Source organism: Citrobacter sp. ANG330 (assembly GCF_047467925.1).
GTDB lineage: Bacteria > Pseudomonadota > Gammaproteobacteria > Enterobacterales > Enterobacteriaceae > Citrobacter_A > Citrobacter_A amalonaticus_G.
Genome location: NZ_JASJUI010000001.1, coordinates 1,076,850 through 1,093,859 on the forward strand (window position 1 = coordinate 1,076,850; position 17,010 = coordinate 1,093,859).

At 55.0% G+C, this 17,010-nt stretch carries 19 protein-coding genes; 6 read left to right on the forward strand and 13 right to left on the reverse strand.

The annotated features are described in order from the left end of the window. Positions 1-112: 112 nt before the first annotated feature. Positions 113-964 carry a 3-mercaptopyruvate sulfurtransferase gene (gene sseA, locus QNN88_RS05320; protein ID WP_414239264.1) on the forward strand — a complete coding sequence of 284 codons (852 nt, stop codon included), beginning with the start codon at positions 113-115 and terminating at the stop codon, positions 962-964. Positions 965-1,320: 356 nt separating this feature from the next. Beyond that, complete coding sequence (gene timP / locus QNN88_RS05325; protein ID WP_414239265.1) at positions 1,321-1,437, forward strand: small toxic inner membrane protein TimP; 117 nt, start codon at positions 1,321-1,323, stop codon at positions 1,435-1,437. 36 nt (positions 1,438-1,473) lie between these two features. Here timP and sseB read toward each other — a convergent pair whose 3' ends face one another. The 11 genes from sseB to trmJ form a co-directional block, all read right to left on the reverse strand. Further along, on the reverse strand, positions 1,474-2,250 hold the full coding sequence (sseB, locus tag QNN88_RS05330; RefSeq protein WP_414239266.1) for an enhanced serine sensitivity protein SseB: 777 nt from the start codon (positions 2,248-2,250) through the stop codon (positions 1,474-1,476). A 107-nt stretch (positions 2,251-2,357) separates the two neighbouring features. After that, entirely contained in the window at positions 2,358-3,641 is a 1,284-nt protein-coding gene (gene pepB / locus QNN88_RS05335; RefSeq protein WP_414239267.1) for an aminopeptidase PepB, read from the reverse strand. 53 nt (positions 3,642-3,694) lie between these two features. Beyond that, a complete protein-coding gene (gene iscX / locus QNN88_RS05340; protein ID WP_414239268.1) occupies positions 3,695-3,895 on the reverse strand; it encodes a Fe-S cluster assembly protein IscX in 201 nt (66 codons plus the stop codon). 11 nt (positions 3,896-3,906) lie between these two features. After that, positions 3,907-4,242, reverse strand: a complete 336-nt coding sequence (fdx, locus tag QNN88_RS05345; RefSeq protein WP_414239269.1) for an ISC system 2Fe-2S type ferredoxin — start codon at positions 4,240-4,242, stop codon at positions 3,907-3,909. A gap of 1 nt (position 4,243) precedes the next feature. After that, positions 4,244-6,094 (reverse strand): Fe-S protein assembly chaperone HscA, encoded by a 1,851-nt coding sequence (gene hscA / locus QNN88_RS05350; RefSeq protein WP_414239270.1) that lies wholly within the window; start codon positions 6,092-6,094, stop codon positions 4,244-4,246. Between the two features lie 15 nt (positions 6,095-6,109). After that, on the reverse strand, positions 6,110-6,625 hold the full coding sequence (gene hscB, locus QNN88_RS05355) for a co-chaperone HscB (RefSeq protein ID WP_414239271.1): 516 nt from the start codon (positions 6,623-6,625) through the stop codon (positions 6,110-6,112). Positions 6,626-6,701: 76 nt separating this feature from the next. Further along, complete coding sequence (gene iscA, locus QNN88_RS05360) at positions 6,702-7,025, reverse strand: iron-sulfur cluster assembly protein IscA (RefSeq protein WP_003037681.1); 324 nt, start codon at positions 7,023-7,025, stop codon at positions 6,702-6,704. A 19-nt stretch (positions 7,026-7,044) separates the two neighbouring features. Beyond that, on the reverse strand, positions 7,045-7,431 hold the full coding sequence (gene iscU, locus QNN88_RS05365; protein ID WP_002913991.1) for a Fe-S cluster assembly scaffold IscU: 387 nt from the start codon (positions 7,429-7,431) through the stop codon (positions 7,045-7,047). A 25-nt stretch (positions 7,432-7,456) separates the two neighbouring features. Next, positions 7,457-8,671 (reverse strand): cysteine desulfurase, encoded by a 1,215-nt coding sequence (gene iscS / locus QNN88_RS05370; protein ID WP_414239272.1) that lies wholly within the window; start codon positions 8,669-8,671, stop codon positions 7,457-7,459. A gap of 240 nt (positions 8,672-8,911) precedes the next feature. Then, positions 8,912-9,403, reverse strand: coding sequence for a Fe-S cluster assembly transcriptional regulator IscR (gene iscR / locus QNN88_RS05375; RefSeq protein WP_042317591.1), 492 nt, complete (start codon positions 9,401-9,403; stop codon positions 8,912-8,914). A 241-nt stretch (positions 9,404-9,644) separates the two neighbouring features. Continuing rightward, positions 9,645-10,376, reverse strand: a complete 732-nt coding sequence (gene trmJ / locus QNN88_RS05380; protein ID WP_152402934.1) for a tRNA (cytosine(32)/uridine(32)-2'-O)-methyltransferase TrmJ — start codon at positions 10,374-10,376, stop codon at positions 9,645-9,647. A 118-nt stretch (positions 10,377-10,494) separates the two neighbouring features. On the opposite strand from trmJ, the gene suhB reads away from it, so the two are divergent. Continuing rightward, positions 10,495-11,298, forward strand: coding sequence for an inositol-1-monophosphatase (suhB, locus tag QNN88_RS05385; protein WP_042999816.1), 804 nt, complete (start codon positions 10,495-10,497; stop codon positions 11,296-11,298). Between the two features lie 106 nt (positions 11,299-11,404). Here suhB and QNN88_RS05390 read toward each other — a convergent pair whose 3' ends face one another. Both QNN88_RS05390 and QNN88_RS05395 read right to left on the reverse strand, forming a co-directional pair. After that, positions 11,405-12,385 (reverse strand): nickel/cobalt transporter, encoded by a 981-nt coding sequence (locus QNN88_RS05390; protein WP_414239273.1) that lies wholly within the window; start codon positions 12,383-12,385, stop codon positions 11,405-11,407. Further along, entirely contained in the window at positions 12,376-13,005 is a 630-nt protein-coding gene (locus tag QNN88_RS05395) for a DUF1007 family protein (RefSeq protein ID WP_414239274.1), read from the reverse strand. Before QNN88_RS05395 ends, QNN88_RS05390 begins: the two co-directional genes overlap by 10 nt. A gap of 426 nt (positions 13,006-13,431) precedes the next feature. Between QNN88_RS05395 and QNN88_RS05400 the strand changes: the two genes are divergently transcribed. From QNN88_RS05400 to QNN88_RS05410, 3 genes are all read left to right on the forward strand, one after another. Further along, positions 13,432-14,415, forward strand: coding sequence for an autoinducer 2 ABC transporter substrate-binding protein (locus tag QNN88_RS05400; RefSeq protein WP_414239275.1), 984 nt, complete (start codon positions 13,432-13,434; stop codon positions 14,413-14,415). 104 nt (positions 14,416-14,519) lie between these two features. Then, positions 14,520-16,028 (forward strand): sugar ABC transporter ATP-binding protein, encoded by a 1,509-nt coding sequence (locus QNN88_RS05405; protein ID WP_414239276.1) that lies wholly within the window; start codon positions 14,520-14,522, stop codon positions 16,026-16,028. After that, positions 16,021-17,010, forward strand: a complete 990-nt coding sequence (locus tag QNN88_RS05410) for an ABC transporter permease (protein ID WP_414239277.1) — start codon at positions 16,021-16,023, stop codon at positions 17,008-17,010. Before QNN88_RS05405 ends, QNN88_RS05410 begins: the two co-directional genes overlap by 8 nt.

A 17,010-nucleotide genomic window follows, 5' to 3' on the forward strand; every position in this document is an offset into this window, starting at 1 on the left:
CTGAATTTAATTAAGAAGTGTGGGATCACTGGACAAATCAGCCTCTTTTACTTGTCCCCTGTCGGCAAAGGCCTGACAATTTAGCGGACACCTGATAAACATGGAGATCCCCATGACTACCGCCTTTTTTGTCGCCGCCGACTGGCTTGCCGAGCATATTGACGATCCGCAGATTCAAATTATCGACGCCCGCATGGCGCCGCCAGGGCAGGAAGACCGCGACGTTGCGCAAGAGTATCGCTCGGGGCATATCCCGGGTGCGGTGTTTTTCGATATCGAAGCGCTCTCCGACCATACGTCACCTCTGCCGCATATGATGCCACGCCCGGAAAGCTTCGCCGTGGCGATGCGTGAACTGGGAGTTCATCAGGATAAACATCTGATTGTGTATGATGAGGGAAATCTGTTCTCCGCCCCGCGCGCGTGGTGGATGCTGCGTACCTTTGGCGTGGAGAACGTGTCCATTCTGGGTGGTGGCCTGGCGGGCTGGCAACGTGATGAGTTGCCGCTGCAGGAAGGTGACGTTGAACTGCCGGAAGGCGAGTTTGATCCAGCGTTTAACCCTGACGCCGTCGTGCGCGTCACCGATGTGCTGCTCGCCAGCCATGAAAAAAGCGCACAGATTGTCGATGCCCGCCCGGCAGCACGTTTTAATGCTGAAGTCGACGAGCCGCGTCCTGGTCTCAGACGAGGTCATGTACCCGGTGCCTTAAACGTGCCGTGGACAGAACTGGTTCAGGAAGGGGAACTGAAAACAACTGACGAGCTGGATGCCATCTTCTTTCGTCATGGCGTCAGTTTTGATCGTCCGATTATCGCCAGCTGTGGTTCTGGCGTGACGGCAGCCGTCGTTGTGCTGGCGCTTGCGACACTGGACGTGCCAGACGTCGCACTGTATGACGGTGCGTGGAGCGAATGGGGAGCGCGTGCCGATTTACCGGTAGAACCGGATGACGCTAAATAAATTCTGATTTCTTAGTCTCTTTTGACCACAAAAAAACCGCTCAAACGTTTTGAGCGGTTTTTTTGTGCTGGTCCGGTTCGCGGCCTTTCCAGCTGGCTGTGTTGCCATAGCAACGCAGGCACGCCGTAGTGGGGTAATACTCTCTTTTAAGGAAGATAATGTCAAGTTAGTTAGCCAGGAAACTATTAGGAAGTTAATGTATCATTCTTCCCCGCCCTTTTCGCCGCCTCGCAAGCGGGCACTGGCTTTCGAAAAGGATGTCCCATGGCCGTTAGCGCAGGCACGCCGTAGTGCTTGCTGTCACGGCATTATCGCCAGTGGTGCTGTCGTGAAGCGGTCTTTGCATGGACCGCACAATGAAGATACGGTACGTCTGTATCGTGCTTCTTGTTTCTGGTGTGTTGTGCCTTCACGCAGACCAGAGCTACCCCAGTAATTCTGTTTTCGTAAAGACCAACGACCAGGGCAGGTAAGGGAGGATGCCGCCCTTCGGGGCGGCTTTCCTTCACTTAAATAATTCGGTTCTGTTTGAAATCACGCAGGAACCCGCCCCAGCGACGCTCGTAGAAGGGGGCAATATGTTCGGTGATAAAATGGCTTATCCCCTGCTCGCCTTTTTTCACCTGGCAGATATCGATTGGCTCATCGCCAGGTAAGGTGTCCGTCGCCACGCTACCCGCCGCATGAATAATCTCCTCAATATCGCCATCCGCTTCAATGCCAATCAGCAGATTGGCCTCAGCATCAGCGCTCTCTTTGATGGAACAGAGAAAAGCGCGTTTCACCGGCTTGATGGTCTTAAACAGCGTAGTGAGCGAGTCGATCATCTGCGCTGGCGGTTCGGCCACTTCGGAGAGGATCAGAGATTCGCCGCCTTCCAGCACTTCCTGCGTACTCAGCGGATTCCCTTCTTCCTCCATCAGCAGGCTGATTTCGCGTGGCATGAACTCTTTTCCGGTCGGCAGTTTAGCGTTGAGGAACAGGGTTTCGCCGAGCGTCATCTCAAACAGCGTCCGTACCGGCATCACCACAAACGCCTGCTCATCTTCGACGGCCTGCTGCAACGCTTCCAGCGAGGTGAAAAAAGGAATGACCGTGGTGCCATCTTCTTTTTCCCAGTGCTGAAGATCGAGCGCACTGTCTTCAACCACTGCCTCGCCTTCTGCCGCAGTGCCTGGCACCCAGACGGTGGATTGCAGCAGGGTACGGAAAAATGCCGGGCGGTGCGCAGGCTCTGTCGCCGCCTGCTCCAGCAGGATTTCTAATTCGTTTTTCGTTTCAGACATAGAGATCACAACTTATCTATGGATCGCAGGCCTGATAAGACGCAGTGCGTCGCCATCAGGCAAAATGCCGGGGAGCGCTTCGCTTACCCGGCCTACAAAAATACCTTTCAGGCAGTCAGCAGATTTGCAATAGTGCGCACACCCAGACCGGTCGCTCCGGCAGACCACTGCTCAACCGGCGCTTTGCGGTAGGTCGCCGAGCAGTCGATATGCAGCCAGCCCTGCTGGTAGTTTTCCACAAAGTGCGACAAGAACCCTGCAGCCGTGCTCGCCCCTGCCGGATACGCCGCGCTGCCGGTATTGTTCAACTCGGCAAAATTAGACGGCAACTGGTTGCGATGGAATTCCGCCAGCGGCAGACGCCAGAACGCCTCGTTCTCTTCGGCTGCGCTTGCCAGCAGACGGTTCGCCAGTTGATCATCGAAGCTGAACAGCGCGTGGTAATCGTTACCCAACGCGGTTTTCGCGGCTCCGGTCAGGGTTGCTGCATCGATAATCAGCTCTGGTTTCTGGGCGCTGGCGTCGATCAAACCGTCCGCCAGCACCAGACGCCCTTCCGCGTCGGTATTCATCACTTCGACGTTTTTACCGTTACGATAATGAATGATATCGCCCAGCTTGAACGCGTTGCCGCTGATCAGGTTATCCGCACAGCACAGGTATAGCTTCACGCGTTTATTCAGCCCGCGCGTGATCGCAAACGCCAGCGCGCCGGTTACCGTTGCCGCGCCGCCCATGTCGGATTTCATCGAATCCATAAAGGCGCTCTGCTTGATGCTGTAGCCGCCGGAATCAAAGGTGATCCCTTTCCCAACCAGGCAAGCAAAAACCGGAGCTTCTTTATCTCCTGTCGGGTTGTAGTCGAGCGCCAGCAAAACCGGCGAGCGTTCAGAACCACGGCCAACAGTATGCAGCCCCATGTAGTTCTGTTCGCGAAGATCTTCGCCTTTAGTAATCCGGTAAGAGACATGATCGCAGGCGACGCTGCACAGCAGGTCAACCGCACGCTGCGCCAGCTGTTCCGGCCCCAGCTCTTCCGCTGGCGCGTTAATGGTGTCGCGTACCCAGTCGATGATGGTCAGACGATTATCCAGCTCCTGGCGCTGCGCATCGTCCAGCGCTGGCCATTCTACTTTACGGCTGCCTTTCGGCGCTTTGTAGCCCTGCCAGAATGACCAGCAGCGGTCTGCATTCCAGCCCTCACCTGCCAATTGCACATGCCTGATGCCCAGGCCGTCGATTTTACGTGCGGCGCGCTGGATCAAACCGAGGTCGCCTTTACCGTTAAGATGCAGGGCAATGCCCTCGCTATTCATACTGTAGGTGGCTTTTTCACCCCAGCGCGCATCGGCGGGCTGTGTAGAGAGGGTGATTTTCATGGCTTCTGTCATTGTTTTTATCCTTCTTAGCAAACGGGCCGCCCTCTGGCAGCCCGTTATGTGACCTACTCTGCTTCATCTAACCAGACCAGCAGAATTGCCTCCAGAATTTTTTCATTGGACGCATCAGGATTGTCGTCAAAATCCTCGAGATCGCAAATCCACTGATGAAGGTCGGTAAAACGAACCGTCTTAGGATCACGATCGGGGAACGCGTCGTACAGCGCTTCGCCGATTTCACGGCTATCGGTCCACTTGAGTCCCATACTACCCTCTGTTAATGCTCACGCGCATGGTTGATTGTGTAACGTGGGATTTCGACCACTAAATCTTCCCCGGTCACGCGAGCCTGGCAGCTCAAACGGCTCTCCGGCTCCAGACCCCAGGCTTTATCCAGCATGTCGTCTTCTTCTTCCGTGCTTTCCGGCAGGGAGTCAAAACCTTCACGCACGATGCAGTGGCAGGTGGTGCAGGCGCAGGATTTTTCGCAGGCGTGCTCAATCTCAATACCGTTGCGCAGTGCAACGTCAAGAATGGTTTCACCGGTCTCCGCTTCCAGAACTGCGCCATCCGGACAGAGGTCCTGATGAGGCAAAATAACAATCTTTGGCATATTAAACCTCGTCCACGGAATGGCCTTTCAGCGCGCTACGGACCGACTGATCCATGCGGCGAGCAGCAAATTCCTGGGTTTGTTTGTCTACATTTTTAATGGCTTGTTCGATAGCGTCAACATCATCGCCCAGCGCCACCTCGCTCAGGTGCGCGGCGGCATCGTCGATCAATTGACGTTCTGCGGCGCTTAGCAGCGCGGCATCCGCGGCCAGCGCACCGGTTAAACTTTCCAGTACGCGCGCCGCTTCGACTTTCTGCTCTGCCAGCATACGGGCTTTTACGTCCTGCTCGGCAAAGCTCATCGAATCCTGAATCATTGAGGCAATTTCGCTGTCGGTAAGCCCGTAGGACGGTTTAACCTGAATAGATGCCTCAACGCCGGTGGATTTCTCCATCGCGGTGACGCTCAACAGACCGTCTGCATCCACCTGGAAGGTCACGCGAATGTGCGCGCCGCCTGCCGGCAACGCCGGAATACCGCGCAGTGCAAAACGCGCCAGCGAGCGGCAGTCCTGCACCAGTTCACGTTCGCCCTGCATGACGTGAATCGACATCGCGGTCTGGCCGTCTTTGAAGGTGGTAAAGTCCTGCGCACGCGCCACCGGAATCGTGGTGTTACGCGGGATCACCTTCTCCACCAGGCCGCCCATCGTTTCCAGTCCCAGCGACAGCGGGATCACGTCGAGCAGCAGCATTTCGCTGTCCGGTTTATTGCCGACCAGGATATCCGCCTGGATCGCCGCGCCAATCGCCACCACTTTATCCGGGTCGATTGACGTCAGCGGCGGGCGACCGAAAAATTCGCCCACGCGTTCACGCACCAGCGGTACGCGTGTGGAACCGCCGACCATCACCACTTCCAGCACCTCTTGCGCCTCAACGCCGGCATCTTTCAGTGCGCGACGACAGGCCAGCAGTGTACGCTTCACCAGTGCGAAAATGAGTTCATTAAACTGTTCGCGGGTAATCTCACCCTGCCAGCCCGCCACGTTAACCGTCACGGACCCGGCATCACTGAGCGCGATTTTCGCCGCGATGGCGGCATCCAGCAGTTCACGCTGCACGCGGTTATCGCTACGATCGGCAATCCCCGCCTGTTCGCGAATGTAATCCGCCAGCAGATGATCGAAGTCGTCGCCGCCGAGCGCGGAGTCACCACCGGTCGCCAGCACTTCGAACACACCGCGGCTCAGGCGCAGAATCGAAATATCAAACGTCCCGCCGCCGAGGTCATACACCGCGATGACGCCCTCTTTGCCAGAATCGAGACCGTAGGCAATCGCCGCAGCGGTCGGTTCATTGAGCAGGCGCAATACATGCAGACCCGCCAGACGCGCAGCGTCTTTGGTCCCCTGGCGCTGTGCATCGTCAAAGTACGCCGGTACGGTAATCACAACGCCATCGAGATCGCCAGAAAGCGACTCGGAAGCCCGCGCCGCCAGCGCTTTCAGAATATCGGCTGAAACACGGACCGGGTTCAGCAATCCCGCCGCCGTTTCAATCATCGGCAAGCCGTTTTCACTTGCCTGGAAACGGTACGGCAGATGAGGATAACGCGCCTGAATGTCCGCCAGCGAACGCCCCATCATGCGTTTGACTGAGCTAATCGTGTTCGCGGTATCCAGCGCGGCATTGGTTCGCGCATCGTAACCGACCGAGTGGCCCTGCGCCTGATAGTGAACGACGGACGGCAGCAGATGACGACCATCATGATCGGCCAGCGTTTCCGCCTGACCGCTACGCACGGTCGCGACCAGAGAGTTGGTGGTCCCGAGATCGATACCCGCCGCCAGACGACGCTGGTGGGGCGCAGCGCTCAGACCAGGCTCACTAATTTGTAATAAGGCCATAATTGCTTCCGAATATTAAAAATCGAGCAGTTTTTCTTCGAGTTGTTCTGCACTGCTGCGCAGTTTATCGAGAAAACGCAGTTTACGCACGGTATCGGCCGCCACGTCCCACGTCTCGTTATCCAGCTGTTCCACCATCGACTGATGGCGGCTATCAAACATCGTTTTCACGCGCTGAATAAAACGTTCCAGCCGCGCCTCGTCTTTCGCCTGTTCAATCTCATCGAGCTCTTCGCGCAGTTCCAGTTGTTCCATCAGGAAGGCGGTATCGCGCACCGTGTGCTGCTCGTTGCTGAGATCAAAGCCATGGAGTGAAAGCAGGTATTCTGCGCGAGTCAAAGGGTTGCGCAGCGTTTGCCAGGCCTGATTGATGGTGGCGGATCGCGAGACGGCGGCAAGCTGCTCCGCCTGCGTACCACTGGCGAATTTATCAGGATGATACTGGCGTTGCAGACCCTGAAAACGCAGGCTCAGCGCCTGAGTATCGAGTTGATAGCGGATTGGTAAGCCAAAGAGGGTGAAGTAGTCCATAACATTCTCAGGGATAGCCTGTTAGAACAAACCCCACGCGTAGCAAAGCCACGGTGGGGTTTTCGGGTGATGCGCGTTATACGTGGAAGCTTTCGCCGCAACCACACTCGTCTTTCACGTTCGGGTTGGTAAACTTAAACCCTTCGTTCAGACCTTCTTTCACGAAGTCTAACTGCGTACCGTCCAGAAATTGCAGGCTTTTACCGTCGACCACCACCTTCACGCCTTTGTCTTCAAACACGGTGTCTTCTGCCGCCGGTTCATCAACAAATTCCAGTACATACGCCATACCTGAGCAGCCCGAGGTTCTTACGCCCAGACGCAGGCCAAACCCTTTACCGCGGTTCGCCAGGAAGGTATTTACTCGCGCTGCTGCACTGTCGCTAAGTGTAATCGACATAATAAAACCTCAACTCTTCTTATTTTGCTTCACGTTTGCTTTTGTAGTCCGCAATGGCGGCTTTGATCGCGTCTTCTGCCAGAATAGAGCAGTGAATTTTCACTGGCGGCAGCTCAAGCTCATCGGCGATATCGGTGTTTTTGATCGCCTGTGCTTCGTCCAACGATTTCCCTTTTACCCATTCGGTAACCAGGGAACTGGAGGCGATGGCGGAACCGCAACCGTAAGTCTTGAAACGCGCGTCTTCAATGATACCTTCATTGTTGACCTTGATCTGCAACTTCATCACGTCGCCACAGGCTGGTGCACCCACCATACCGCTGCCCACGTTCTCGTCGCTGTTGTCAAAAGAGCCCACGTTACGTGGATTCTCGTAATGATCGATTACTTTTTCGCTGTAAGCCATGATGAATTCTCCTTATCGGTACCGATTAATGATGTGACCATTCGATGCTGTTCAGATCCACGCCCTGCTTGTGCATTTCCCACAGCGGAGAAAGGTCACGCAGACGGCCGATAGATTTACGAACCAGTTCGATGGTGTAATCAATCTCTTCTTCGGTAGTAAAACGACCTAAAGAGAAACGAATAGAGCTATGCGCCAGCTCGTCGGTCATTCCCAGCGCGCGCAGCACGTAGGAAGGCTCAAGGCTTGCAGACGTACAGGCAGAACCAGAAGAAACAGCCAGGTCTTTCAGCGCCATAATCAGCGACTCGCCTTCCACGTAGTTAAAGCTGACGTTGAGGATGTTTGGCGCGCCCTGCTCAAGATCACCGTTCAGATAGACTTCTTCCATATCTTTCACGCCGTACCACAGACGGTTGCGCAGACCGCGCAGACGCGCCATCTCGGTTTCCATCTCTTCTTTCGCGATGCGATAGGCTTCACCCATACCGACGATCTGGTGGACAGGCAGCGTACCGGAACGCATGCCGCGTTCGTGTCCGCCGCCGTGCATCTGTGCTTCGATGCGAATACGCGGTTTACGACGAACGTACAGTGCGCCGATCCCTTTCGGGCCATAGATTTTGTGACCGGAGAAGGACATCAGGTCAACTTTCAACTGGCTCAGATCGATAGGCAGTTTGCCCACGCTCTGAGTGGCGTCAACGTGATAGATGATGCCGCGTGCACGGCACATTTCGCCGATAGTCGCGATATCCTGCACCACGCCGATTTCGTTATTCACGTGCATGATGGAAACCAGAATGGTGTCATCACGCATCGCCGCTTCCAGTTCTTTCAGATCGATAATCCCGTTGCTCTGCGGCGCCAGGTAGGTCACTTCAAACCCTTCGCGCTCCAGTTGACGGCAGGTATCCAGTACCGCTTTGTGCTCGGTTTTACTGGTGATAATGTGCTTGCCTTTTTTCTGATAAAAGTTGGCTGCACCTTTGATCGCCAGGTTGTCGGACTCAGTCGCACCGGAAGTAAAGACGATCTCACGCGGATCGGCACCGACCAGATCGGCAATCTGATTACGGGCGATATCTACCGCCTCTTCAGCCTGCCAGCCGAAACGGTGTGAACGGGAGGCCGGGTTACCAAAGGTTCCGTCCAGCGTCAGGAACTGCATCATTTTCTCGGCAACACGCGGGTCCACCGGCGTGGTTGCGGAGTAGTCGAGATAAATCGGTAATTTCATTGCTCTATAAACTCCGTACATCGCTTCAATGCAAGGAGTCAGGCAACCGGCTGGATGTACGACCGTGTTAACGGAGCGCAAACGCTCCGGCCTGACTCGAAAATCTTATTATCGTTAACCTGACTGTTTCGCGTTTCAGCAAGGCGGCAAACATGCGAATCCCCGAGAGCTTACAAAAGTAAGTGTTCGGGGTGAGCATGTGCAGCCAACGCAGATGCAACCCGAAACAGGACGGTTAAATCAAGCGCGTAACTTAACGTCAATTGCGTCCTGTGCACGATTTGTGCGTGGAGCGTCGTGGCTGTGCTGGCGACCAGACACATCCAGGACTTCCTGGTTATTTACCAGTTCGCCTAATGTAATGTTGTTGAGGAAACCGGTCAGACGATCGCTCAGATCGCGCCACAGCGCGTGGGTCAGGCATTTATCGCCGCCCTGACAACCGCCTTTGCCCTGACAACGGGTCGCATCAACCGACTCGTCAACAGCACTAATGACTTCACCAACGGCAATACTGCCGGCATCTTTGCCCAGCAGATAACCACCGCCCGGTCCACGTACGCTGGAAACCAGACCATTTTTACGCAAACGGGAGAACAGCTGTTCCAGATAAGAAAGGGAAATTCCCTGACGTTCAGAAATATCAGCCAACGGTACCGGGCCCGCTTCGGAGTTGAGCGCAACGTCCAACATTGCGGTCACGGCATAACGCCCTTTAGATGTCAGTCTCATGTCTTACTTAACCTCAAACTCGCCCCTGCCCGGGGTTTTTTATTGTAAAATGGGGGTATTGCATAGCAGGGCCAAGTCTGACATTCCCGACTAAATCAGTCAACTATTTACTTGACTGTTTTAGTCAGGTATTTAACCTTCAGTGCCGTTTTCATTTGCCGGATGGCGCTTCGCTTATCCGGCCTACGAATCGTGCGGTCTGTAGGCCGGATAAGCGAAGCGCCATCCGGCATTAGCACCGTTACTTGCTTTTATTCTGCTGCTCAATAGAAGCCAGCATGCCGCGCAGAATATTCAGTTCCTGGCTCTCCGGACGCGCGCGCGTAAACAGACGACGCAGTTTGTTCATCACCTGCCCCGGATGGTTTTCACGGATAAAACCCGTCGACAGTAATGTCTGCTCAAGGTGACCATAAAACCGCTCCAGATCGTCTACCAGCGGGTACGGTGCTTCTTCATGCACGACCGCATCAGGATTTTCCTGCGTCGCCAGCCAGGCCATGCGCACTTCATACGCGATAACCTGTACCGCCATCGCCAGGTTCAGCGAGCTGTACTCCGGGTTTGCCGCAATCGCGACGTGGTAATGGCATTTCTGCAACTCGTCATTGGTCAGCCCAACGCGTTCACGGCCAAACACCAGCGCCACGGGGGTATTTGCCGCTTCCGCCACGCTTTTTAAACCGCATTCGCGCGGATCAAGCATCGGCCACGGCAGCGTACGCGAACGAGCGCTGGTCCCGACCACCAGGCTGCATCCGGCCAGCGCTTCATCGAGAGTATCGACGATCTGCGCGTTGCCGATCACATCGCTGGCCCCTGCCGCCAGGGCGATGGCCTGGGAGTCAGGTTTGACTAACGGGTTAACGAGCCACAGGTTAGTTAACCCCATTGTCTTCATAGCGCGGGCCACAGAGCCCATATTGCCAGTGTGGGATGTTTCCACCAGCACGATTCGAATATTTTGCAGCATTGTCTTTCTTCAGCTAAAGATTATTCGGGCATATTATCATAAACCGAAGACATATTCCGATCTCGCTGCTATACTCTGCGCCGTTTTCCCGTTCTTTAACATCCAGTGAGAGAGACCGATGCATCCGATGCTGACCATCGCCGTGCGCGCAGCGCGCAAGGCGGGTAATGTAATTGCCAAACACTACGAAACGCCTGACTCAGTAGAAACCAGCCAGAAAGGCAGCAATGATTTCGTGACCAACGTCGATAAAGCCGCTGAAGCGATTATTATCGAAACGATCCGCAAATCTTACCCACAGCACACCATCATCACCGAAGAAAGCGGTGAACATGAAGGTACCGATCAGGATGTTCAATGGGTTATCGATCCACTGGATGGCACCACCAACTTCGTAAAACGTCTGCCGCACTTCGCGGTTTCCATCGCCGTACGTATTAAAGGCCGCACTGAAGTCGCTGTGGTTTACGATCCGATGCGTAACGAACTGTTCACCGCGACCCGCGGTCAGGGCGCACAGCTGAATGGCTACCGTCTGCGCGGCAGCAATGCACGCGACCTGGACGGCACGATTATCGCGACCGGCTTCCCGTTCAAAGCCAAACAGCACGCCACCTCTTACATGAATATCCTCGGCAAAATGTTTACCGAGTGCGCTGACTTCCGCCGCACCGGCTCTGCTGCGCTGGATCTGGCCTATGTTGCCGCTGCGCGCGTTGACGGTTATTTCGAAATTGGTCTGCGTCCGTGGGATTTCGCTGCTGGCGAACTGATCGCCCGTGAAGCAGGTGCTCTGGTTTGCGACTTTACCGGTGGTCACAACTACATGACGACCGGCAACATCGTGGCAGGTAATCCGCGCGTGGTTAAAGCGATGCTGGCGAATATGCGTGACGAACTGAGCGATGCGCTGAAGCGCTAATCGTTTACTGCCGGATGGCAGCTAACGCCTTATCCGGCCTACAGAGGGAAATGAGCTGTAGGCCGGATAAGCGAAGCGCCATCAGGCATTCTCACCCAGGGCACGTTTAAAACGGCCGTAATCCCCTTCCCACTGGCACCGCGCTCATCCACATCACCACTGCTGCCACCACTAATATCGCGCCCCCGGCCAACGCCAGCGTCGACCATCCTATCTGTCGCCACAATGCAGGCGCCGTGTGTCCCCCCAGTTTGACCGCCAGCGTGCGGAAACTGTGCACCAGCAACGCCAGCGAGGTGATGGTTAATGAGGTACCCACCGCCATCGCCAGCGCCGAGGCGATTCCCCAGTAAAATACGCCAATGACTTTGCTGAACAGCAATACCATGATCGCCCCGGAACAGGGTCGCATCCCCATCGACAGTATGATCATCAACCGCGCGCGCCAGTCATCGTCGCGGTTAAGCTGGTCCGGATCTGGCAAGTGCTGATGCCCACAACCACAACTTTCATGATGGACATGGTGTGGCGTAAAAGCCGTGAATGTGGGCTTACGCAGTAGCGCACGCAGTCTCTTCAGCGCCCGCCAACACAACAAAATGCCCAGAATGCCCACCAGCGCATAGCTGCCTTTCTCCAGCCAGAAACCGCTCAGATGCAGTTGCCTTGCGGGGAGTTGCAAAATGCTAAGGACGACCACAACCAGCCCAATCGCCACCAGCCCTTGTAGCAACGAAGAGGCCAGCGTCAGGCTAATGCTCGACTTCAACTTTGAAGGATGAGTCGCAAGCCAGGTGGTGATGACCACTTTTCCATGTCCCGGCCCCAGCGCATGCAGCACGCCATATAAAAAGCTCAATAGCAATAACGTTCCGCCAGCCTGAGCCGGGTTCGCCGCAACCGCCTTCAGCAGCGCGCTCAGTTGCTGATTCACCTCCCGCTGCCAGACGATGCTTTTGATCATCACCTGCGGCCAGGTCTGCCACAGCCAGACACCCACGATCGCCGCGATCAGCAGAAACAGCGCCAGCGGCCACAGCGACAGCCAGCGCCGTGCGCGAATGCGGTTTTGTAATATCACTGACATGTCACCTCAACCGTCTGTGCAAATTGTTTACCCAGTTCCATATCCTCCGGCGGTGCGTCTTCTTTATCCAGCGACTGGGCAAAGCTAAGCGATTCTTCGCTCGGCGCCGGTGTATTCACGGCAATGCCACATTGCTCACGCAACGCCGGTGACAGCATGGCATCGCGATCTTCTTCGTAGCTCATGTCGACATAATAGGAGGGATCAAAGGTTGAAAACATGTAGCGCTGTCCATGGAGGGGCTGTGGCTGTGCCAGGGGAAGAACAAACGTCAGAACAGCCTGATGCGCTTCTCGTTCCATCCCGTATTCCGTGGGACGATTTTTAAATTTGACGCGCTGCCCGTTGTGCCACATTTCGGTGAAGTAGTGCTGGCCCAGCACATTCGCCATCACTTCTGCCGCCAGCTTCTTCCAGATGTCAGAACCCGGCTTAGCGTCACCCGCGTCGTAGAGTAGATCGGCAGAGGTCAGTTCATCCATTGTCCAGCGCATCTTTAGCGCTACGATAGCACCGTTATCGCTGATCACTTCCGTCTTCAGGCGGATAAAGCTGTGCGGATGAGCGCTCACCGTAAAGGTGAAAAAGGCGAATAACCAGGGCAAAACGCCGCGTGTCATAGATGGTATCAACTCCTCACGAAAACAGAACGCCCACGGGAACCGGATCGCCGTGGCGGGATTGTCGGAGAGAATACCATTGAAACGATGAATGTTGAGCACGGATTGATGGGCTCGATTCAGTTCTCATTTTTGCGATTTTTTCTGCCGCCCTCAGGCGACAGAGGGGAAATCCGTATGGGACAAATCGTTAAAATGATAATTTTTTGTTAAAAACAATGATGCTTTCATAATGTTATTTAACAAATATATCCTCTCACTTTGTATAAATACCATCTAAATTAACTATAATTTAACCATTAAATTCCTATATATTAACAATTATGGGCATTTATCACATTTATTAAACTTGCGATTCATTACCTCTTCCCTTCGTTGATAACCTCCTGTTCGTGACTTGCCCTGGTCCCTACAAAAGGTACAACTATGAAATTCAAACTCGCCTTACTCAGTGCAACCCTGGTTTCTGCAAGCATGTTGTCCGGTACGTCCTTTGCGGCAGAAAAATATGAAATTGCTGTGGTTGCCAAAGTCACCGGTATTCCGTGGTTTAACCGTATGGAAACCGGTGTCAATGAAGCAGCAAAAAAACTGGATGTAAACGCTTATCAGACCGGTCCTTCCACGCCCGATCCGGCTCAGCAGGTGAAGGTGATTGAAGATCTCATTGCCAAAAACGTCAACGCGATCATTGTGGTACCTAATGACGCGAAGGTACTTGAACCCGTGCTGAAAAAAGCGCGCGATAAGGGCATTGTCGTACTGACCCATGAATCGCCGGATCAGCAAATCGGTCAGTGGGATATTGAAACGATCGACAGTGAGAAGTACGCGCAGGCTAACGTCGACGAACTGGCGAAAGACATGGGCGGCAAAGGCGGCTACGCAATCTATGTTGGCTCGCTGACCGTGCCGTTACACAACGCCTGGGCCGACTACGCCATCAAGTATCAGAAAGAAAAATACCCGGATATGTTTGAAGTCACTACTCGCCTGCCGGTGGCCGAGAGCATTGATAAATCGTACTCCACCACGCTGGATCTGATGAAAACCTATCCGCAGATGAAGGGCATCATTGGCTTTGGGTCGCTGGGTCCGATTGGTGCGGGTCAGGCGGTACAGAAAAAACGGGCGAAAGATAAAATTGCCGTCGTCGGTATCGCTATGCCTGCACAGGCTGCGCCGTATCTGATGCGTGGCGATATCAAAAAAGCGTTGCTGTGGGATCCCAAAGATGCCGGTTACGCGCTGGTGACGGTAGCCAACCAGTTGCTGCAAGGCAAAGAGGTGACGCAAGACTTGTCCATTGAAGGATTAGGGAAAGCCGATGTCGACATGGAGAAGAAAGTGATCCGCTTTAATAAGATCCTCGAAGTCACCAAAGATAACGCACAATCGCTCGGTTTCTGAGGCGCTTAGCCAACACCAGGGAAACCCAACGCCGGCCGTCTGGTCGGCGCTATCAACAGACTTAACACTCAGCGCCCGTCAGGGCGCTCGCAGGGGTATTGTCCATGACAGACACCACCGCATTTATCACTCTTGAGAATATCAGCAAGCAATTCCCGGGCGTGCTGGCGCTGGATAATGTGAATCTGACGCTGAAAAAAGGCGAAGTTCACTGTCTGGCAGGACAGAACGGCTGCGGCAAAAGCACCATCATTAAGGTGATTTCCGGGGTTTACCAACCGGAAAAAGGGGCGCAGATCCTGCTGGATGGCAAACTGTTTCACCAGTTGTCGCCACAGCTTTCCTCGCATTATGGCATTCAGGTGATCTATCAGGATCTCTCCCTGTTTCCTAATTTCAGCGTGGCGGAGAATATTGCCGTCAACCGCTATCTGCCCGGCGGTGATATCTGGGTACGACGCGGCGCGATGAAGCAACAGGCGCTGGCGGCGATGAAGCGGATTGGCGTCACTATCGACCCCGATAAAAAAGTGGAAAAACTCTCTATAGCCGACCGCCAGCTGGTCGCCATCTGTCGCGCCATTGCCGCCGACGCGCGGTTGGTGATTATGGATGAACCCACCGCCTCACTCACCCGCCAGGAGGTTAACGGCCTGCTGCGCGTGGTCAACGAACTGAAAGCCGCCGGGATCTGTGTGGTATTCGTCAGCCACCGTCTTGACGAGGTAATGGAAGTGGCGGACCGCATCAGCGTAATGCGCGACGGCAAACTGGTGGGGACCTATCCTGCCAGCGAACTCGACAGCCATGAGCTGGCATACCTGATGACCGGACAACGCTTCCACTACAGTCCCCTGCCGGAAAAACCGCCGGTCGATCAGGAACCGATGCTGGAACTGCGCAACCTGAGCCGCAAGGGCAAATATCAGGAAATTAACCTGTCACTGCGCAGCGGCGAGATCGTGTCGATCGTCGGCCTGCTTGGCGCGGGACGCACCGAACTGTGCCTGAGCCTGTTTGGCATGACGCATCCGGACAGCGGTGAAATTCGCATTAATGGAAAACCGGTTCAGTTACGCAATAACCATGACGCCATCAAACACGGCATCGGTTATGTCTCAGAAGATCGCCTGACTCAGGGGCTGATCATGGAACAGTCGATCTACGACAACACCATTGTCACGGTCTTTGACAAGCTGCATACCCGCAGCGGTCTGCTCGATCACAGCAAAGCGAAAACGCTGGTTGCCGATCTGATCCGTGAACTGAACATTAAGGTTTCCGATCCGCAGTTGCCGGTCAAAACGCTCTCTGGCGGCAACGCCCAGCGTATCGCCATCGCCAAATGGGTGGCGACAAATCCGCGCATCCTGATCCTGGACTCCCCCACTGTCGGCGTGGATATCGCCAACAAAGAGGGGATTTATCAGATTGCCCGCAATCTTGCGGAACAGGGAATGGCAGTACTGATGATTTGCGATGAGATCCCGGAAGCCTATTACAACAGCCATCGTGTGCTGGTCATGCGGCGCGGGAAGCTGGTCGCCGAATTTAATCCGCATCGCTGTCGCGAAGAGGACATTGCAGAGGTGGTCGAGGTGATCCATGAATAACTTTCGTCTCTCCCGCTTAGTCGGGCACCATGAATTCTGGCTGGGGCTGCTGGTGATTGCGCTTGCCGTCGGGCTGAGCGCCAGCACCGATGAGTTTCTGTCACTCGGCAACCTGACGGACGTCGCCACCAGTTACGCTATTCTCGGTATTCTCGCCTGTGGCCTGTTTGTGGTGCTGATCTCTGGCGGTATCGATATTTCGTTCCCGGCGATGACCGCCATTGCGCAATATGCGATGGCCAGTTGGGTGATCGCCAACGGCGGAAACTTTCTGCTGGCACTGGCGCTGGCCTGTGCCGTCGGGTTACTGCTCGGGTTGATTAACGGCTTCCTGGTCTACTGGCTGCGCGTACCCGCCATCATCATTACCATCGCCACGCTGAACGTCTATTACGGCCTGTTGGTTTACGCCACCAAAGGCACCTGGCTGTATGGCTTCCCCGACTGGTTTATGAACGGCATCAACTGGTTTTCGTTCACTGCGGCGGACGGCTACGACTACGGCCTCACGCTTCCGCTGCTGTGTCTGGCAGCAGTGGTTATTTTCACCGCCATTCTGATGAATTCCACCCGTCTTGGCCGCCAGATTTACGCGATGGGCGGCAACCGCGACGCGGCGTCCCGCCTTGGTCTTAATCTGCTGAAGCTGCATTTCTATGTCTACGGCTACATGGGCATTCTGGCCGGTGTAGCGGCCGTGGTGCAGGCGCAGATCACTCAGTCCGTGGCGCCGAACTCGCTGCTTGGATTTGAGCTGACGGTGCTGGCGGCGGTTGTGCTCGGCGGCACCAGCATGAGCGGAGGTCGGGGCACATTAACCGGTACGCTGCTGGGGGTGATTCTGCTGGCCTTTTTGCAAAACGGCCTGACGCTGCTCAGCGTCTCTTCGTACTGGCATACCGTGTTCAGCGGCGTCATTATCCTGGTCAGCATCAGCGCCACGGCGTGGAACGAAAAACGCAAACTGGCAAGGGAGCTTTGA